The 21,000-nt window shown below is 28.4% G+C and carries 19 protein-coding genes; 4 read left to right on the forward strand and 15 right to left on the reverse strand.

The window, feature by feature from the left end; all coding sequences use genetic code 11:
- The 15 genes from ABD715_RS09725 to ABD715_RS09795 all read right to left on the reverse strand — a co-directional run bounded on the left by ABD715_RS09725 (window position 1) and on the right by ABD715_RS09795 (window position 16,944).
- Complete coding sequence (locus ABD715_RS09725) at window positions 1–1,284, reverse strand: glycosyltransferase family protein (protein WP_344788008.1); 1,284 nt, start codon at window positions 1,282–1,284, stop codon at window positions 1–3.
- Window positions 1,285–2,310 carry a glycosyltransferase family 2 protein gene (locus ABD715_RS09730; RefSeq protein ID WP_344788009.1) on the reverse strand — a complete coding sequence of 342 codons (1,026 nt, stop codon included), beginning with the start codon at window positions 2,308–2,310 and terminating at the stop codon, window positions 1,285–1,287.
- 1 nt (window position 2,311) lies between these two features.
- The gene (locus tag ABD715_RS09735; protein WP_344788010.1) at window positions 2,312–2,983 is read right to left on the reverse strand and encodes an FkbM family methyltransferase; all 672 of its coding nucleotides are present in this window, start codon (window positions 2,981–2,983) and stop codon (window positions 2,312–2,314) included.
- A gap of 3 nt (window positions 2,984–2,986) precedes the next feature.
- The gene (locus ABD715_RS09740) at window positions 2,987–4,195 is read right to left on the reverse strand and encodes a glycosyltransferase family protein (RefSeq protein ID WP_344788011.1); all 1,209 of its coding nucleotides are present in this window, start codon (window positions 4,193–4,195) and stop codon (window positions 2,987–2,989) included.
- 1 nt (window position 4,196) lies between these two features.
- Complete coding sequence (locus ABD715_RS09745) at window positions 4,197–5,126, reverse strand: glycosyltransferase family 2 protein (RefSeq protein WP_344788012.1); 930 nt, start codon at window positions 5,124–5,126, stop codon at window positions 4,197–4,199.
- A 107-nt stretch (window positions 5,127–5,233) separates the two neighbouring features.
- Window positions 5,234–6,187 (reverse strand): beta-1,6-N-acetylglucosaminyltransferase, encoded by a 954-nt coding sequence (locus ABD715_RS09750; RefSeq protein ID WP_344788013.1) that lies wholly within the window; start codon window positions 6,185–6,187, stop codon window positions 5,234–5,236.
- Between the two features lie 58 nt (window positions 6,188–6,245).
- Window positions 6,246–7,091 (reverse strand): class I SAM-dependent methyltransferase, encoded by an 846-nt coding sequence (locus ABD715_RS09755; RefSeq protein WP_344788014.1) that lies wholly within the window; start codon window positions 7,089–7,091, stop codon window positions 6,246–6,248.
- An 80-nt stretch (window positions 7,092–7,171) separates the two neighbouring features.
- Entirely contained in the window at window positions 7,172–8,188 is a 1,017-nt protein-coding gene (locus ABD715_RS09760; protein ID WP_344788015.1) for a glycosyltransferase family 2 protein, read from the reverse strand.
- Window positions 8,189–8,190: 2 nt separating this feature from the next.
- Window positions 8,191–9,360, reverse strand: a complete 1,170-nt coding sequence (locus tag ABD715_RS09765) for a glycosyltransferase family 4 protein (protein WP_344788016.1) — start codon at window positions 9,358–9,360, stop codon at window positions 8,191–8,193.
- 37 nt (window positions 9,361–9,397) lie between these two features.
- Window positions 9,398–10,402, reverse strand: a complete 1,005-nt coding sequence (locus tag ABD715_RS09770) for a glycosyltransferase family 2 protein (RefSeq protein ID WP_344788017.1) — start codon at window positions 10,400–10,402, stop codon at window positions 9,398–9,400.
- Window positions 10,384–11,532: a glycosyltransferase family 4 protein gene (locus ABD715_RS09775; protein ID WP_344788018.1), complete on the reverse strand. Its 1,149-nt coding sequence runs from the start codon at window positions 11,530–11,532 to the stop codon at window positions 10,384–10,386. The genes ABD715_RS09770 and ABD715_RS09775 overlap by 19 nt, the downstream gene beginning before the upstream one ends.
- Window positions 11,525–12,772: an ABC transporter ATP-binding protein gene (locus ABD715_RS09780; protein ID WP_344788019.1), complete on the reverse strand. Its 1,248-nt coding sequence runs from the start codon at window positions 12,770–12,772 to the stop codon at window positions 11,525–11,527. Before ABD715_RS09780 ends, ABD715_RS09775 begins: the two co-directional genes overlap by 8 nt.
- Before the next feature lies 1 nt (window position 12,773).
- A complete protein-coding gene (locus tag ABD715_RS09785) occupies window positions 12,774–13,652 on the reverse strand; it encodes an ABC transporter permease (protein ID WP_344788020.1) in 879 nt (292 codons plus the stop codon).
- A 36-nt stretch (window positions 13,653–13,688) separates the two neighbouring features.
- Window positions 13,689–16,139, reverse strand: coding sequence for an exopolysaccharide transport family protein (locus ABD715_RS09790; protein ID WP_344788021.1), 2,451 nt, complete (start codon window positions 16,137–16,139; stop codon window positions 13,689–13,691).
- A 4-nt stretch (window positions 16,140–16,143) separates the two neighbouring features.
- Window positions 16,144–16,944, reverse strand: coding sequence for a polysaccharide biosynthesis/export family protein (locus ABD715_RS09795; protein ID WP_344788022.1), 801 nt, complete (start codon window positions 16,942–16,944; stop codon window positions 16,144–16,146).
- A 104-nt stretch (window positions 16,945–17,048) separates the two neighbouring features.
- On the opposite strand from ABD715_RS09795, the gene ABD715_RS09800 reads away from it, so the two are divergent.
- The 4 genes from ABD715_RS09800 (at window position 17,049) to ABD715_RS09815 (ending at window position 20,884) form a co-directional block, all read left to right on the forward strand.
- A complete protein-coding gene (locus ABD715_RS09800) occupies window positions 17,049–18,911 on the forward strand; it encodes an ABC-F family ATP-binding cassette domain-containing protein (RefSeq protein WP_344788023.1) in 1,863 nt (620 codons plus the stop codon).
- A gap of 65 nt (window positions 18,912–18,976) precedes the next feature.
- Window positions 18,977–19,690 carry an O-methyltransferase gene (locus ABD715_RS09805; RefSeq protein ID WP_344788024.1) on the forward strand — a complete coding sequence of 238 codons (714 nt, stop codon included), beginning with the start codon at window positions 18,977–18,979 and terminating at the stop codon, window positions 19,688–19,690.
- Window positions 19,691–19,754: 64 nt separating this feature from the next.
- On the forward strand, window positions 19,755–20,327 hold the full coding sequence (locus tag ABD715_RS09810; protein ID WP_344788025.1) for a cob(I)yrinic acid a,c-diamide adenosyltransferase: 573 nt from the start codon (window positions 19,755–19,757) through the stop codon (window positions 20,325–20,327).
- 335 nt (window positions 20,328–20,662) lie between these two features.
- Window positions 20,663–20,884, forward strand: coding sequence for a DUF2795 domain-containing protein (locus ABD715_RS09815; protein WP_019387375.1), 222 nt, complete (start codon window positions 20,663–20,665; stop codon window positions 20,882–20,884).
- Window positions 20,885–21,000 lie beyond the last annotated feature (116 nt).

Raw genomic sequence — 21,000 nt, forward strand, 5'->3', positions numbered from 1 at the left:
TCAAGGCCAATTTAATTGTTGCGGAGCTACAATAGTAGCTTTATTTTTATTGTTAAAACGATTGTATGCAAATGTGTTTACTAACTGTGTGGCCTCTGCTACATAATCTTCAGAAATTTTATCTAAAGCTATTGTTCTTTGCTTATAAAATGCATTTAACCAATTAAGATTATTGATGTTTTCTACAAAAAACCTCATTTTATTTAATATGTCTCCTTTTTTATTTTGATAAGCCGAAACACAGCCATAAGTGTTAACCACTTTATCCATAATAGAATTTGGATAAGTAACCCCTAATACAGGTACACCAAAAGATAAGGCTTCTATTAATTTGCCTTTTAATAGTTCTCCATGCAAAATAGAATCTACAACAAACATACAGTCCGATTGCTTAACTAATTCTAGCACTTCTGTTCTCTCTAATTTATACTTTAAAGTAACATTAGGTATTGATGCTTTTAACCAAGTAATAGAATCGTCGTCGAATTGTGAAAGTACAAATGTAAAATTCACTTTTTCAGCTTCTTTAAGCTTATTAAAATTGATTAAACTCGTTTTAAATTCTTCTGTAAAAGCACTCTTATAAAAAGTTCCTGTATATAAAAAATTGACTTCCTTCTTCTCTATATTTCTTACATAAAGCTTTTTAACTTTACGCATTGCATGTGGTATTACAAAACAGCGTTGCCTATCTAGATTATAATTATTTGCCATTCTATCGGCTAATTTTGACGATGGAAACGTCCAAGCTTGTGCTATTTTTTTTGTCTCTAAAAAGATAGATTGATCTCTGTTTAAATTATTCTTTATAAAAACACCTGCATATATTGGGTCGTTTACATTTACAACAAAAGGAAATGGTTGTTTATTATAAACATTAAGCACTGGTTTTATTGATATAGCTGGTAAAATTCTAGCCCAAACAACATCTTTTTTAATAATACTTTTGTCTAGTATTTTTGTTTGTGCTTTTACCCAAAGCTCTTCTTGTAAACTACTATTAGAACCTGTAAGGGTTTTGTATATTTTATTTAATAATCGATATATAAACGTAATTAAACCTTTCTTTTTTTTTGAAATCTTATATAAAACTAAGCTTACCTTGTGCTTCTTCACCAACCTAACCCCTTCTTTTTCAAATAAATAATTACTAAAAGCAGACATAGCATATATAACAGTTCCTTTTTTAGATACTATATCGAACCAGTTTTTATTAACAATAGCTTCGCTAGATTTTTGATCTGGCTGTACAGCAAAAGCAGACACTATAATTCTATAAAACATTTACTTTGCTTTTATGCTATTATAATTATCAATTATCTCTCTTGGAAGCTTTTTCCAGAAATAAAACAATTTAGAAACATGCTTATTTAAAATTAACTTATAAAATAATTTATTTTTCACCATGTAGCTAAACCTAGATATTTTTCTTCTTTTTTGTGATTCTAAAAAAACAATATCGTCAATATTATCTATATGCCTTTCCTCTAACATCCAATCTTCCAAAGTATTGCCCATATGGTAAGCATAGTTATTCTGTGTTGTTACTCTCCAATAATCAAAATTTAAAGCTGCAGAATCTAAATACGATTCAGAATTTCCACCTAATTTATATCCTATATAAGATTTTACTTCGTCAAATTGATGTTTTTTATAGGTTGCTACAAAGTGACCAGAACCTAACAAAACATTTGCTTCTTTACTTTGTATACCTAAACCATACTTTAAAAAATCTTTATTATAAGTTGTATCCCATCCAATACTTTTATAAAATAACGCTAATGCTTTTGGAGATTTTACAGGAATAAATTTAAGATTTTTATTAAATAAATTATCAAAAATTATGTTTCCACAATGTGCCTTAAACATATTAAATTGAGGTACAACACCAACCACTCCTACTTTTGGAAAAGCTCTAAAAACCTTAGTGGTTTCTATTTGCCATTGGCTAGAAAAAAGAACATCGGCATCTGTAATGGTAACCAATTCTATATTGTTACCAACCAAACCTTTTATAATCGCATTTAATTTACCAATGTTTATGGTATGTATTAACTCTTGAATGGCTCCACTTTTATGTAAATTTTCTAAGTAATTAACTACCACTTCACAACTTCCGTTATTTATTACAGAAAAAAATGTTTTGTTGTGTGTGGTCTTAAATAAAGACTCTAAAGATAATTTTAAAATAGAGAAACTATCTTTAAAATAACCCTCTTGATTTGGTATATAAACTGGCATTATTACCTGATGTATAAATTCAGTTTTTTCTAATACTTGGTCTTTATGTGGGTTGTAACCTATTCTCATTTTAATAATTAGAAACTAAAAATAAATTACCTAAATTTCCATTAATAATGGATTTACCTAAAAGCTTATAATCTTTAGATTCTAGATACTTAACAATATCCGAAGCTATATCACTTGTAATGCTAATATCACTTTCTATTACAACAATTCTTGGTCTATATTTTTCCCAGTCGTTTGTTTTTAATATTTCTAGATCATAACCTTCTGCATCAACATCGAAAAAATCTAATCTATCATCATCTGTAAGATACTTTTCTAATATGCTTTTTAATGAATATACTGGGATTTTTGTTTTTTTTATAATTTTATCTTCTAAGTTATGCTTCTTTATAAAATCTAAACTTACCGTATTCATAGAGCTTTCCTTAAGATAATAATAATCTAATTCGGTGTTAGAATCACCAATTGCAGCATTTATAAAATAATCATTAGGTCTAAACGTTTTATACAACGGTTTTAAATCTGGATTAGGGTCAATGCATAGTCCTTTCCAACCTCTTAAACTAAAATAATAAGTATTAGAAGCCTTTACGGGATGCCAACATCCAATATCTACGTATGTACCGGGTGTGGTTTTATTAATTAGTTTATTTAGCTGAATATCGTCTCCAGATTTTGAAAAACTAATATTATATCGTTTCCTTATAATTTTTTTTAAAGTGTTTAACAACATATTTTAATCAATTTTCAAAATACTATTTAATGTTTCTTTAAAATATTCATCGCTAAAATAGCTGCCAAATACGTTTGAAGTTTTTTTATTTAAAATTATATCGAGAATTAAGGTTTCTAACTTCTCTTTTACTTCATTTACATTACTTCCTGAAGCAATAAACTTTTTATCTTTAATTAATCTTTTTAATTCACTTCGTTCTGGCGATACACAAAAAATTGGTTTATCTGTAGCTCCTAAAAAAGGAGCTTTACCAACAAGAATATTACAATATAGTGGTCCGTTTTCTAAAATAACATTTAAATCTGCGATATGCATTTGCTCGTAAGATGAATTAGAAAAGTTTAGAGTTTCTAAAATTACAATATTTTTAGTTTCTAAATATTTGTTTTTAATTTTTTGAACATCTCCTCCTGCTAAACGTAATACAAATTCTGTATTATTTTTAATTTTAGAATTGGTTGCAACCAAAGAGCTATAAGCATCTAATAAAACTTCTATTTGCCTTCCAAATTGAATTGAACCATGATAAGCTATTGTTACAAGCTTTTGTTTTTTACGAATGTGTTTAACATCTGTTAAATCGAAAACGGTTTTAGAGAATTGATGTGGTAATGTATAAAATCGTTTTCTAGAACCATATAAAAACTCCATATCTTGAGACATTAACTGTGCAGTACTTAAACAAACTTTTGCCTGTTGCACTACTTTATACATATTACTAAAGCGATTTAGCTCGTCTCCAGATAATTTATTTTTAGAACCTTGATACCAAAAAAAAGGGTAAGGATCATGAAAATTTATTATTGCCTTTTTTAAAATTGGTAAATCTTTAGCTGCTAAAATAGTTTCGTGGTTTAAGCCTGCACTTCTTATAAATATATGATTGTATTTTTCATGATTTACAGCTGCAATATGTTTTGCATAAGATTTGTGTATAAATCTATCGTACCAAGAGATATTAAACACTCTTCGTGTAAATCTATTTATCCATTTAACGCTAAATGTTGGCTTTAAATTAATAACGTGAGACTGTATTGAGTTTACTGGCAATAATTCTAATTGATCTTCATTATTATGGTTTTTAAGATACAGCACATCTATAGTAGCCTCTGGATACGTTATCCTTAACTTTGCTATAAAAGATCGTGATACTACGCCTTCGCTTGTACCAGAAATTCTAAGGTCTTGTGCTATTATTAAAAAATTCATTTTATTTTTTTAAATATTTTTTATACCATTTATAAAAGAATAAACGTAATGGTAATTGAGTGTAATACAATTTCCATTTTAAAGTTTCTTTTTTTGACAAATTAAGAGTAAGCATTATTCTATTAAATAAATTATACTTTTTATAATCTAACGAGACTTGAATAAAATAACGAATAATACTGCTAGAAAGTAATCCTTCTTTTTTTAAGTTTTGAAAAACCAATACAATGGCATCTGCATTAGATTTTACCCTAACAGGATCTTGTTTAAAAAACTCTCCTGTATTAGATTGTTCATGCTTTCTACCATAGAATAAAATTTTATCTATAGAGATACCTTTATAACCCTGTGCAACAATTCTAGAATATAATTCCCATTCTTCTGCATACATAAGGTGTTCTATGTAATGATTAGCATCAAAACATTCCTTTTTCCACATGATAGCGCAAGAATTGAAAAGCAATTCGTTTTTAAGTATTCGGTTTACATCTTTTTTGTCTATTTCAAAGTGTGTATATTCTTTTGAAAAGTCATATTTATAGTTAAAATCTCCAGTAAAAACAGCTCTTATATAACGACAAAAATCTATAGTTTTAGTTTTAAACTCGTGAACGCATATTTCTAAGTTTTGAGGATGTGCTATATCATCGTCATCAAAGAAAATAATATAATCGCCTTTTGCCAAATCTAATCCATAATTTCTTGTACCTGGTAATCCTTTTGCATAATTATCTGTTCTTTTTAAGTAAGAAAATCGATTATCTTCTTTTAAAATTGGTTTTAAAACTTCGCTTGTATTATCAGTTCCTCCATCGTCTATTATTAGGCATTCCCAATTCTCGAACGTTTGCGCTTGAATAGATTTAATAGACTCAACAATATATTGAGCTCTATTGTATGTTGCCATTATTATTGATACTGTTGGTTTCATTTAATTTTTTTAGAATATAAACTTTTATAACACAAATTGTAAATTTTATTAAAATTAAATATTAAAATTCTAAATGAAAATATTGTACTATTTAGTATTAATTTACACTAATTACTGTTTAAAATATTCTTATCGATTAGGTTTAAAATTTCTTCATCTAATTTTGAATCAAATTTCCTAGCAAATAAATAATACTCAGGTTGTTTTTTTAGTAATTGAAAATCACTTTTTGTAAAAGTAACTGGTAAGTCTACATCTTTTCTTTCCCAATCAATAAAATGTAAAGAGGATTTAATTTTTATGTTGGCATCGTTTTTCATTAATTCTTTTAAAATAGTATGAAAAAATTGTTCGTCTGCACTTGAGGTAAATTGATAATAATTGTATAATTCATTTTCATTTAACTCAATATATTTTAATAATTTTAAAACGGTTTCCAGATTAAACGCCCACCAATTTGACCCTTTGAAATGTTTTTTAAAAATTGATTTTCTTCTAACATTAAAGAAAATAGGCCAATTATTAATTTTTATCTGTCCGTTTATAGTTAAACTTAAAAATGATTTAAAATTATTTATTCCTGCATTAAAAATTGGTGACAAATAAATATAACCACGAGATAAACCTGAAGGTTTAATAGCAAATTTTAAAACTCTATTTATGTAAAGCTTATTAGTTTTATTGAATGCTTTTTTATCGAAACTAATAAATTCATATTCTTTATTTTCTATAAAATAGTTATCTATTTGAGACAAGCGTTTTATTGGGTAATCTTGACCACTTAAAAGTATAACTTTAGTAAACTTATTATGGTTTTCAAGAGCTACATTTTTTAAAAGGTTTATTGTAACTAAAACTTGAGAAAAATCACCCCAAATACAATCTAGTCTATTTTTAATAAAACAAACGTTTGTTTTTTTAATTTGATTTAAAAAGATGTTTATATCGGCTTTTAAATCGACGTGTATATAGAACTTAGAGCTGTCATCGTCTAACTTTTCTATTAACCTTTTTAATTGTGTTGGTTTTTTATGTACAGAAAGTATATATATTTTATTCATTATAAAAACACTATTTATATAAAAAACTATTAATTGCTTTTTTACTAAATCTTAACATCTATTTTCTAGGGTTTTTATAAACTATTAATTGGCTTCGAGTTAAAATTAAATTAAGCCTTTTTGGAATATATTTTTCAATTTTAAACGCCAAGCGTCTAAATTTTATACTATACTTTTTTGGTAAAAGCCTGTGAAATCTTTCTATTGTTCCTATAGGTGTTATAATAACATCCTTAAAATATGTATTTCCTATTTTTATATAACGCTTTGAAGAATTATCTCTTTCGGGATGTGGGTCATTCTCTTTCCAAATAGCAAATTTTTCTTTTTGAAATTTTGATGGTCTACCATGCACAGGTATGCGCCAACGAATTTCATCTAGAATTTTATTATTTACAGCTGGTTCAAAATAGCGAACCATACCATTTGGTTTTAATGCTTTTACAATTTTTTCTGTAAATTCAATTTCTTGAGCATGTGTTAAATGGTGTACAAAAGCTTTTCCTACTATAATATCATAATCATTTTCAACAATTTTGGCTTTTAAAAAATCACCATTTATAAATTTTATTGGAGTTTTAAAATTATATTTTTCGTTAAGTGCTTTTATAATTTTTCCAGATTTTTGCGAAATATCATTTCCGTGAACTTCGGCACCTAAAGCAGACATTATAGCGGCATTAGTGCAATCACCACATCCTAATTCTAAAACTTTTTTTCCTTTTAATTGGTCTTTAAAATTGTTATGATACAAACCTACCCAACTTGTATGAGTTGCTGTTGCATATATTAAAAAACTGTTTAGATTATTTATTTTATTTAAAATGGATTCTATGTTTACTTTTTCGTACTGCTTATCATAAAACTCTTCATTTTTTATTGTGTTTTCCTTTGAAGTATCCATTTTTATTTACTTATATAAACTAATATTTGACCTTCTTTTAAAATTTTATTACCTTAAACTCTTTACTTACTTCCAATATTCTATTTTTTAAATAAAGAATATTTAATTAATGTTTTTAGCGTATTTATATCCATGACGTTATAAAAATTAATTATAACAAACAGTGCTCTTTGAAAATTATATCTTTTTTCTGAATTCATTACTAAAACGTGAACCATTTTATCTCTAAACACTTTTCTTAGTTCCCTATTATCACTATAATTTTCATATTTGTTAATTTTTTTTATAAACCTAAAAATCAGTTTTTTATTTTTTATAAGCCAAGCAAATTCAATCTTATTGTGCATTAAAATATTTGTTTGAAAGTCAACTATAATATCACCACCTATCTTCATTATAGCATCAACAAAGTTAATATACATAACTTTGACATTTTTTGTAAAAAGTGATTTTTTGTTCTCATCAAAAGCAATACTATATGTTAAACTGTCGCCATGTAATCTATAATTATAAAGATTCTTTTTAAGCTGATAAAATCTACTATGCAATGAAGCTCTTAACCAGAAATCATAATCTTCAACTAAAAACAAATCTTCATTATAACCATTGTTTTTTTCAAACACCTCTTTTTTATAAAGAAAGCATGATCCTATAAAGTTTCCGAATAAATTGTTTTCAAAGTTTACATGAGAAACTTTTCTAATTACAGCACCTTCTATATTAATTATTGAAATATCACTATAAACTAAATCAGCATAGTTTTTTTTTAAGTTCCCTAACAAACATTCTATAGCATTTAAATTGTATACATTATCATCACTAGTCCATGTTATAAAACTTCCTTGAGCTGCAATATGCCCAACGTTTAAACTTGCTGGAAGTTTTAAATTTTTTATATTATTAATAATTACAATTCTATCATCTTTTTTTTGATACTCAGTTGCAATAGCTAAAGAATTATCTGTTGAACAGTCATTTACAATTATCAATTCTATATTAGAATAAGTTTGATTTAAGCAACTTTCAATAGACAATGCTAAATACTTCTCACCGTTATATACTGGTATAACTATTGACACTAAATCATTATTATCCATAATTATTCAAAGCTATTTGTTAATATGGTTTCTAACTTATTAACATAAGTTTCGATGTCATATTTTTTTATGCGTTTCGCATTTCTAGCGCCTTCTGATTCTCTTAGTATTTCATTAGCTGCTAACTTATACATTGCTTGAAAAACCTCTTCTTCTGTATTATTTACTAGAAACTTAGAATCTTGTAACAAACCGATACACCCTGGGTGATTTGAACTTATTACAGGAAGCGCATATAGCATATATTCCATAACGACATTTGGTGTACCTTCTATAAGCGATAAGAGAATACCTATATCTAAAACATTCAATACATCTGTAACATCCTCATTACTTAATAAAGTCACCTTATCTGAAATATTCATTTTATCAATACTTTCACTAAGATTATTATATATCTCTAAACAAATCTCATCATTGTCTTTATTTCCAAGTAAAATTAAGTGCACTTTTTCCGTCTCTTTAGCTAACCTAGCAAAAACTTTTAATGCTAAATCATGGTATTTAAAAGACTTAAAATGAGCTATCATTCCAAATACAATATCCTCTTTATTAATATTATATTTCTCCTTTATTATGTCTGAGTTTCTATTCTCTTTTTTAAGCGTCAAGTATTGAGGCAATAAATTAAACACTTTGTTCTTTACTACATACTCATTTTTAAAAATATCAAAACAATTGTCTGCATTACCTATAATACAAGGCATATTATTAATTGCAATACTTTCATAAATATCTTTTTTCAAAAAATCTAAGCCTAACTGATGCCAAAAAGTATATTTAACGGTTGGTAATAGTTTATATAAATAATATGAGATTTTTGATGGTGTGTTTAAGAATGGAACAACAACGTCATACTTATTCTTATTTAGTTCCTTTTTTAAAAGTAAAAAGTATTGAATCGACCATTTTAAACGTTTTAAGTTTTTAATTGACAATTCTCTTCTAAGAACGACATGAGGGAATCCAAAATAAAAAACATTTTTTATTCCTGTTGTATTAAAAAAATCATTAAATTCTTTGGTTCTATTATTTGATACAACAAATAAAATATCAACATTACAATTCTTATTATTTACTAAAAACTTACCAAGTCCCAATGCTTGTCTTTCTGCACCTCCTAATGTACCAACTTGAAGTACTAACAATACATTTTTATTATCAAATTTCATCTAAAGCTTTTATTTTTCCATTAAAAATTCTTATAATTTATTTTAATCTAAAACATAATTTAATCCAAACTTTATAGTTTTTATAAGTCATTAATTTATAGTTTGTTTTTAAAAAACTTAAACAACTATAAAAACTAACGTCTTTATTTATGGACCGTAATAATTGTAGTTGTAATTGCATTATTGAAAATAACCACGCTTTTTTATTCTTTTTTGAAAGTCTTAGTTTTTTACTACAAACATTAACAACTGCTCTTATATCAAAAATCTCTCTAGTATTTTTTATCGAATAAGGTGCTATGTGCAGTTTAGTAAATAGTTTTGCACAATAATTTACATCTAAATCAAAGCTTGAGAAAAACTTTTTATAACTAACTTCTATATTCTTAACAAAAAGCTGATTACGCTCACTATCAACCTGAATACTTTGGGTTAATGACGCATTATGTAATCTATAATGATATAAAACTTTAGGTAAATGATAAAATTTATATTTTTTTAAAGACTGTAACCAAAAATCATAATCTTCAACTAAAAATAAAGATTCATCATACTTTTCTGAGTTTTTATATACTTGATTGTTATACAAAAAACAAGCTCCAATACAGTTAAGTTGTAATAAATTATAAAAATCTAATAATTTAACAACAGTATTCTCATTTCCGTTTATCATGTTATAATTAGCATAGACAATATCTGTTTTCTCTTGCAGTATTATATTTACCATTGTTTCAATTGCTAATAAATCATAATAATTATCATCACTTGTCCAAGTGATATATGCACCCTTAGCCTGATCGTGCCCAATATTTAAGCTAGCAGGTAATTTTTTGTTTATAACGTTATTTATTACTCTTACTCTATTATCTATAGCTAAATACTGATTTACTATTTTTAAAGTAGCATCTGTTGAACAATCATTAACTATAATAAGCTCAATATTGCTATAGGTTTGATTTAAGCAACTTTCTATAGATTGCTTAAGATATTGCTCTCCATTATAAACTGGGAGAATAATAGAGACTAGCTCAGTTTTCTCCATATTCTTTTAGGTAACTTAATAATTCTATTTTTAGTGTGCATTATATCTTTTCTATATAAAAATTTATAATACCATTTTTTATAGTCTAGTTTCTTATTTTTCCCTTTATAGATTACACTTTTATAAAATTCAATTTCACGTTTAGCTATAACTTTTTTATCAAAATTTTCAACAATATATTCTCTTGTTTTTTTATTTGTATTAGGGTTATTTACTAACTTAAGAATAGCCTTAGAAATTGAAATTGGGTTTTCAAAATCTTCAACCAAAACATTCATAACACCATCATTAATCAAATACTCATTCATTGGTTTAATATTTGATGTTACAATCTTGGTTTTACAACTCGCTGCTTCCGCAAACACTAACCCGAAACCCTCCCATCTACTTGGTACACATAATACTTTTGCTAAATTATACCATTTTATTAATTCTGTATTTTCAACCTTCTCAATAAAATGCACTCTATTTTCAACTTTATATTCAACAGCTATTTTTAAATAAGGCTCTATGTCTCCTTTTCCTATTAAAACTAAAATAAAATCTTCTGGTAAATACTTTAAACTTTCAATTGTATTTTCAATATTTTTTTGATACGTTTTTCTCCCAACGTGAAGTACTATTCTTTTAGATTTAAACTTATTTGATTTTGTATATTTAGTTTCTTTAATAAACTTGCTTGTATCTACTCTGTTCCCTAGTAAATTGGTTGATTTAATATTTAATTTATCAAGTAAAATATTATTTACAGCTTTACTCATAGTAAAATAAGCATCTGAAAATTTTAGCGATTCATGTATTAAATCTGTGTTAGTATCATGAATGCTTGAAACAACAGGAATTTTACCTACTCTATTGTAATTAGCAAAATCTGTTGCCCAATAACCTCCATATGCTCTAACACAGAATGGGTTAATTTTTTTTAAAAGCTTTTTATATTGTTTATCTGATTTAATTGGTATTATTTTCACACCATACACTTCTCGCTCTTTATTTTCTTTAGGAGATAATACGTATACTTCTTCAAAATAAGAATTAGGGTTGAAATATTCTTCTAACCAAGAAGATGTACCTTTAGCTTCATATTCGTGTATAGGGTCTGATGGTATTATGACTAATTTTTTATTCACCTAAAGACCATTTTGATTTAAAAATAACAACACCTTGATTTCTATTTAATGACAATCCATTTTCAAAATAATTATTTTCTACAATTTCAAAAGAAAAAGCATCATGTATTACCTCTAAGTTTTTCCTTGGCATATTAGTTCCTAGGGCAACCATTACATTGTATCTGCCTTGAATTAGGTTAATTGAATCAATAGAACATGTTAAACTTGCATTAGCTTCGAAAAGGCTATGAAAATCTTTATCAAGATGCGATCCTGTTGAAAAAACCCTTCTTTGATCTTGATTCTCTACTCCTATAAAACAATAATCTATTTTATCTTTTAAATCATCTTTAAAAATTATCTTAATCTCAAATTTCCCTCCAATATTAATGGCTTTATTAAGGACTTCAATACTCTTGATAAATTTTGATTTTAATAAATTATCATCAATATTTTCTAAAGAATCGGTTAAATATTCTTGAATGACATGATCTGTTTCTCCAATCATAAAAACTGTACCGTCTTTCAACATTAAAGTTTTTTTACAAAGATTGCGAATCGCTGTCATATCATGACTCACAAACAGTACCGTTCTTCCTTCTCCGCGACTAATATCTTGCATTTTACCAATAGCTTTTTTCTGAAACTCAGCATCACCTACAGCTAATACCTCATCAATAACTAATATCTCAGGCTCTAAAAAGGCTGCCACTGCAAAGGCTAAACGCACTGTCATACCAGAGCTATAGCGTTTTACAGGTGTATCAATATAACGCTCACAGCCAGAAAAGTCTATAATCTCATCTATTTTAGAGGCTATTTCTTTTTTGGTCATACCTAAGATAGCTCCATTTAAATAAATATTTTCGCGACCAGTCATTTCGCCATGAAAACCAGTACCTACTTCTAGTAATGAGGCTATGCGTCCTCTAGTTTTAATTTCTCCAGTGGTTGGTCCTGTTACTTTTGAAAGTATTTTTAGTAGTGTAGATTTTCCTGCTCCGTTTTTACCAATAATTCCTAATACTTCACCACGTTTAACTTCAAAATTAATGTCCTGCAAAGCCCATACATACTCACTTTGTCCTTTAGTACTACGGTCGTTACTTTCTCCTACTTTTAAATACGGGTCTTGTTTGCCTCGTATGCGATGCCACCAACGGTTTAAATCGTGAGAAATCGTGCCAGTACCAACAAGACCTAAACGGTATTGTTTAGAAATGTTTTCGGCTTTTAAAATAATGTCTGGTCTTTTCATTTTAAACAGTGTCTATAAAGGTTTTCTCTGTTTTATTAAAAATTACCAACCCAATTAAAAATACAATAATACTAACGGTTCCTGCGTAAGCAAATTTGGTTATAGAAAACGAGCCAATGCTTAAGGTCATATATCTAAACAATTCTATAATAGTGGTCATTGGGTTATATTCTACCAACCATGAATAGTCTGGCACCTTTTCTTTAAAATAAGATAATGGGTACATGACTGCAGAGCCATACATAAGCAACTGTACACCAAAACCAACTAAGAAAGTTAAATCACGGTATTTTGTAGTTAGAGATGAAATAATCATCCCGAAACCCAAACCAAATAAACCCATAAAAGCTATTAAAATGGGAAGTAATAATAGTTCTAACTGTGGTAATGCGTTATAAGCTGTGTCTGTAAAAAACACAAAATAGAAGTAAAATATGGTAAATACTAATAGTTGAATTCCAAATTTTAAAAGATTAGAAAACACTACAGATAGTGGCGTGATAACTCTTGGAAAATAAACTTTTCCAAAAATATTCTGATTCGCCTTAAAAGTATCACTCGTTCCAGTTAAACAGGCACTAAAATAATTCCATGACGTAATACCTGCTAAATTAAATAAAAACGAAGGGATACCAGATCCTGTTGGTATAGAGGCTAGATTATTAAAAATTAGGGTAAATATTACAGAAGTAAATAAAGGCTGAATAAAATACCATAACGGTCCTAAAATAGTTTGTTTATATTGAGTAATGATATCGCGCTTTACAAATAAAAATAGTAAATCGCGATAACGCCAAATCTCTTTAAAATTAAGATCTACTAATTTTCGTTTAGGCGAAATAGTATATAACCAATCGTTATTTTTTGAAACAGGATTCAATGTTTATTTATAAATTAAATTATTTAAAAGTGAATATTATTTTTTGAAAACAGATTTCAATCGGGCAAATATTGACAGTTTATCATCTAAATTTTCATGATATCCATTACCATACGCTCCATAACCGTAGCCATAACCATACCCGTAACCATAGCCATACTTACCTTTTTGGTCATAAAAATTGTATAAAAAACTAATATTACTAATTTCCCCTTTTTTATGTTTATCATTTATTAATGATAACATTTCTTTTTTAGTATAATCCTGTCTTACAACATACAAAGAGGCATCTGCATACTCTATTAACTCTAAAGCATCTGCTACTAAACCTACTGGAGGCGTATCTAAAACAATATAATCATAATTAGCCTTTAATTCTTCTATAAAACGATCCATTTTCTCCCCTATTAATAATTCAGAAGGATTTGGTGGTATTGGTCCAGAAGTAATAACATCAAGGTGGTTTACCTTTGTTTTTTGCACAACTTCTTCCAAGGGGTTCTGTCCTATTAAATAATTAACAGCTCCAATATTATTATCTATATCAAAGTCTCCAAAAATCTTTGGTTTACGCAAATCTAAACCAACTAGCACTGTTTTTTTTCCGCTTAAAGCAAAAACCGAAGCTATATTAATAGAACAAAAGGTTTTTCCTTCTCCACTAACAGAAGATGTAATCATAACCGTTTTTGTTCCTTGTAACTCATGTTTTTTATACATAAACTGTAGACTAGAACGTACAGCTCTAAAAGCTTCTGCTACTGCCGATTTTGGCTTATTAAAAACAGCTAGATTATTTTCTGAATTATTTTTACCCACAACACCCAACAATGGTAATTTAGCCAGTTTACTTAAATCGTTTGGAGTGTGTATTTTATTATCAAAAAAAGTAATAATAAAGGCAATTATTAAAATAGGAATTAAGGCTGCTACCAAGGCAAAAACATACCTTATATTAAGATTAACTGTATTTCTTCCTTGCCCTATATCTTTAGCTGGCTCTATCAATATAATATCAGATATATTGGATGCTTTTATTAAATCTGCCTCACCACGCTTAGCTAAATACAAATTATAAGTGCTTTGACTTAATAAATATTCTCGCTCTATAGCCTCGAGTTTTTGTTGATTTTCTGGTAAGGTAGAAAACTCACTTTCCGAACTGTATATTTTAGAATTTATAGATTGAATTTGATAGACTATATTGGCCTTAACAGAATTTATATTTTCTAACATTACATTTTTTAGTGATTCTATTTGATTATTTAAATCACTAAAAACAGAAACATTATCTCTTACAGAAGATTCTAAAGTAGATTTTTGAACCGATAAACTAACTATTTTAGATATTCCTGCTGTAATATTAGCATCATCTATACCTTGTAAAGCTGGAGCAGAAAAATTGGTAAAATCATTACTAGTTAATAAATAGTTTTTAAGCAAATTATAAGACATCAAGGCTTGGTTTAGCTTTTCCTTTTGCTCATTATAATTTTCAATTTTAGTAGACAATAAAGAGCTTTCGTTTTCTAAATCAAATATCTTATTGCTACGCATAAAATCATTTAAAGAATCTGCTTTTCTATTAAGCTGACTTTTAACTCTAGCCAATTGCTTATCTATAAAAGCAACAGTATTAATAGCATACTGATTTTTACGTTGTAATTGATCGCGTTCTAAAATAAAAACTGATGTATTTATGTAATCAACAATTTTCGCCTTATTCTTATTAGTTAATCTTGTAACTAAAAGCGGGGAATTTTGCTGATTGGTTACTGCATAATTATTTACAAACGAGGATACCGTCGCATCAAAAGCTGAATACTGTATAAAAAACTCATTTCCGTTACTTATAGTTATCTCTTCTTTTTTTTCTATACTTCCTTTAAAAAAAGGAAGGTCTATATAGTCGTCAAACTTATAAACCTCAGAAAAAACAGGGTTAGTTACAGCTATTGTTTTTATCTTTTTATTTTGAAAATTTTGCAAAGTAACTTGTTGTAATTCTCCAAAATTATAAGACAATTCAAAAGAAGTATCATTTAAAAACACGATTTTAATAGGTTGCCCTATAACCTGATAAGCATTATTTAAGCCTACAAATTTAAAGGGATTTGCACCATAAATATCAGTTTTATAAAAACGTCCTTGTGTATAATAAGATAAATATAGGTTTAAACTATCGACTACCTTTTCATGGTGTTTTCTAGATTTTAAATTTAACAAGACCTCTTGAACTTTTCCTGAAATACCTCCATAGTTAAACACCAAACTTGTATTTGATGTAAATAAGGGGTTTTTATCATCTTGTACTGTTAAAGAAGCAGATAGAGTATACGGAAATTCTCTTCTTATATTTTGCTGATAAACAATATAAACACCTACAACCAAAGCTAAAACAAACCATTTCCAATAACTTATAGTTCTATAAACAAAGGCCTTAAAATCAAAAACCTGGATATCATTACCTTCAAACTGCTCTTCCATAAATTTATAGATTACGTGCTAAAAAGTAAGAACTTACAAGTACAGAAAAAATACTTGCTACTGTAGTTAAAGTTTGCGCTGCAGTTTGTCCTGCGCCTATAGATTTTCGTTTTAGGGGCTTTACCATAATTAAATCGTTAGGCTGAATAAAATAAAACTCAGACTTCATTGCAGAAATATCTGTCAAATCTATATGATGAATTTTTTGTCCATCAGGGTATTGCCTTACAATTAAAACATCTTTTCGGTCTCCAGTATCTAAAATATCTCCAGCATTAGCAATAGCTTCTAAAATATTTACACGGTCTTGATATAGCACCACTGTCCCCTTACTCCCTATTTCTCCTAAGGTTGTATACTTTAAACCAGACAATTTAACCGTTACAAAAATTTTGGCGGTCTCTTTTAAATACTTTTGGAGTATAACCTCTTTAATTCTTTCTTCTATTTCGTCTGTTGTAAATCCTAAAACATTAATTTCTCCAAGAATTGGAAATTTAATATTACCATGTAAATCTACAGTAAACCCATTATAATATAAAGACTCTGTAGTATCATCTAACTCACTAGTGGTTGGGTTAAAAATTTTAACCAACTCATTTATTTCTTTTTTCTCTGCCTTTACATTAACGCTTAACAAATCATTTATCTGTACCCTGTAAGGCTTAGAAAGCGCTTGTATTTGCAAAGAATCATTAACCACAGTACCCTTATCTTGTAAATAAACCACATCTTTATTAGTAATACAAGAAGAACATAAAACGCTAAAAGTTACGCTAAAAATTAAATAAAATTTCTTTAACATAGAGGCAAATTGATTTATCACAAATATAACTTTTCGTTAGGAAGAATAAAACTTATAGCTATATTTTTGGTTTTTTATCCGTTATTTGCATAAAACACGAGTCCTTGAATTATTTAACAGTAGAAAACATATCAAAATCCTACGGAGAGCATACACTTTTCGAAGACATATCTTTTAGCGTACACAAAGACCAAAAAATAGCCTTTGTAGCTAAAAACGGTACAGGAAAAACATCCATATTAAAAATTATTTCTGGAGAAGACGAAGCCGATTCTGGACATATTACTTACCGCAAAGGCATTGCTGTTTCTTTTTTGTCTCAAGATCCTAAATTCGATCCCAATTTAACTGTAGAAGAAACTATTTTTGCTAGTGATAACGATATACTAAAAGTTATTAACAACTACGAAAAAGCCATTTTAAACCCTGAAGACACCGAAGCCTACCAAGCAGCTTTTGATGCTATGGAGCTACACCAAGCATGGGATTTCGAAACTCTTTACAAACAAATACTTTTTAAACTTAAGTTAGAAGATTTAAATCAAAAAGTAGGTTTACTATCTGGAGGACAAGTAAAAAGACTAGCACTAGCTAACGCACTAATTAATAAACCCGATTTATTAATTTTAGACGAGCCTACAAACCATTTAGATTTAGAAATGATTGAATGGCTAGAAGACTTTTTTGCCAAAGAAAACATAACACTCTTTATGGTAACCCACGATCGTTATTTTCTTGAGCGTGTTTGTAACGAAATTATAGAATTAGACGAAGGTCAATTATACAGCTACAAGGGCAACTACTCGTATTACCTAGAAAAAAGAGCTGCTAGAATAGAACAAGAATCTATAGAAACAGGTAAAGCCAAACAGCTTTTTAAAAAAGAGTTAACCTGGATGCGTAGACAACCAAAGGCACGTACAACAAAATCTAAATCTAGAATTAACGATTTTGCAGATATTAAACACCGTGCACACCAACGCAGAAACGACCACGAGGTTCAGTTAGAACTAAACATGGAACGTTTAGGTAGCAAAATATTAGAATTTCATAAAGTATCTAAAGCTTTTAAGAACAAAACCATTCTTGATAATTTTAATTACATGTTCCAAAAAGGCGAACGCGCAGGTATAATAGGAAAAAACGGAACAGGAAAAACCACATTTTTAAACATATTAACACAAACTGCCCAACCAGATTCTGGTAAAGTTACCAAAGGTGAAACTGTAAAGTTTGGATACTATACACAAGGCGGAATAAAAATAAAACCAGAACAAAAGGTTATTGATGTTATTCGTGAGTTTGGCGATTACATACCGTTAAAAAAAGGAAGACAAATTAGCGCACAACAACTTTTAGAACGTTTTTTATTTAGTAGAAAAAAACAATACGATTTTGTTGAAAAATTAAGTGGTGGCGAACGTAAACGATTATATTTATGTACCGTTTTAATACAAAACCCTAATTTTTTAATTCTTGATGAGCCTACTAACGACTTAGATATTGTAACATTAAATGTTCTTGAAAGCTTTTTAATGGACTTTCCTGGTTGTGTTATAGTTGTATCTCACGACCGTTATTTTATGGACAAGGTTGTAGATCATCTTTTTGTATTTAAAGGCGAAGGTGTGGTAGAAGATTTTCCTGGAAACTATACAGACTATCGCATTTATGAAGATAGCCAACCTGTAATTCCTAAAACAAACACAGAAGATAAAAAAGAAAAAAGCGATTGGAAACAAGACGAAAAAAAATTGTCTTACAATGAAGAAAAAGAACTAAAAAACATAGAAAGCAAATTAAAATCTTTAACCTACGACAAAAAAGAACTGGAAAACAAGTTTAACAATCCAGACCTTACTCCAGACGATATTAACAAACTATCGGACCAGCTTCAAGAAATTATAGACCTTATGGATGCCAAAGAAGAACGTTGGTTCGAGTTATCTGCTAAATTAGAAGATTAAATTTCGTGTTTTATCAAATTAAACAATACATAAGGTTTCTTATAAAATCGACCAACCAACATGGCGTGCACTCTCCTTTTGTGTACAATTTAGTTACCAAATGTTTTTATGACAAATCATTTTATAATGATTATAAGAGTATCGCATCCTATAAAAAAGCACTTTTAAAAAACAAAAGTTGCATTAATGTAACAGATTTAGGGGCTGGTTCTCGCTCTATGCAACATAAAAAACGCTATGTTTATCAAATTGCTAAAAACGCAGGAACCACTAACAAACGTGCTAAACTTTTATTTAGACTAACACGATATTTTAAACCCAAAAACGTTTTAGAACTTGGTACTTCTCTTGGTATTGGCACGCATGCCATATCTATAGAAAATCCTAATGCTAATATTATAACTATTGAAGGCTGCCCAAATACATCAAAATTTGCTAGTTTATTTTTAAAGGATTATTCTATTACAAACACTAACTTAGTTACAGGTAACTTTAAAGATGAAATAGAAAAATTAAAAACTAACACCTTTGATTTTGTTTTCTTTGACGGTAACCATCAAAAGGAAGCCACAATACACTATTTTGAAACACTTTTAAAGACTAGCCATAACGATTCGGTTTTTATTTTTGATGATATTTATTGGTCTAAAAACATGACCGAAGCTTGGAACACAATTAAACAACATCCACAAGTTACAGTTACTATAGATACTTTTTATTGGGGCTTTGTCTTTTTTAGAAAAGAACAAAATAAAGAACATTTTGTTATTAGAGCCTAGTTTAACTAACAAAATAAAATTTTCGACCTTTGCCATTTTCCTTATTAACTTTTACCTTTAACACATGAAAATCTACACTAAAACAGGAGACAAAGGCACAACAGCTTTATTTGGTGGCACACGCGTACCAAAACATCATATTCGCATAGATAGTTATGGCACTGTAGACGAGTTAAACTCGCACATAGGGTTAATTAGAGACCAAGATATTAACCAAACCTATAAAGATATAATTGTTATAATACAACACAAACTCTTTACTGTTGGAGCTATTTTAGCTACAGACCCCGAAAAGGCAATGCTAAAAAACGGTAAAGAACGTTTAAATATTGAAAAAATTTCTAATGCCGATATCGAGCTACTAGAAAAAGAAATGGATGCAATGAACGAAAGCTTACCAGAAATGACGCACTTTGTACTTCCTGGCGGACACCAAACCGTGTCATTCTGTCATATAGCACGCTGTGTTTGCAGACGTGCCGAACGTTTAGCATCGGCACTTAACGAGCTAGAACCTTTTGAAGCGAATGCTTTAACCTACCTTAACCGCCTTTCTGACTACCTTTTTGTATTGGCACGAAAGTTGACCTATACTTTACAAGCAAATGAAATTAAGTGGATTCCTGAGAAGCATTAATTATTTAATAAGTTTTATAAAGGCATCTTAATTTACAACTTGTTTTTGTAATAAAAACGTTTTTTGCGTTAGGGATTGTAGCGGTATCCTTTTTGTTTTTCTCAAAAAGATTTAGCGAAAAGCCCGACCCTTTTTTTGGGTAACGCCCCAATTATTGTTTTTATTTAAAAGACCTAGTTGTTTAATTGTATTATTATTAACAAGGCAATAATAAATTTCAACTGTTTAGAGTGCAAAAGAATACGTTCTTAAAAATTAATGATTAAATAATTCATTTTTTCCTTGTGTGTTTAAACTAAAAAATTATTTTTGCAAAAATTAAAACGCATAAAAAAATGTATTGGACTTTAGAATTAGCATCTTATTTAAGTGATGCGCCATGGCCAGCAACAAAAGACGAATTAATAGATTACGCTATTAGAACGGGAGCTCCTTTGGAGGTTGTTGAAAATTTACAGTCGATTGAAGACGAAGGAGATTCGTATGATTCTATCGAAGAAATTTGGTCTGATTATCCTACTGATGAAGATTACCTCTGGAATGAGGATGAATATTAATAAAAAAGCATAAAGAATAGTTAAAAAGTCTCGATTTGAGGCTTTTTTTTTGCTCTAAACTTTACAAAACATGATTACAAAATGTATCTTTGAAAGCGTTTCAAAATGCATTAAAT

The organism is Postechiella marina (assembly GCF_039538365.1).
In the GTDB taxonomy this organism is placed as follows: domain Bacteria; phylum Bacteroidota; class Bacteroidia; order Flavobacteriales; family Flavobacteriaceae; genus Postechiella; species Postechiella marina.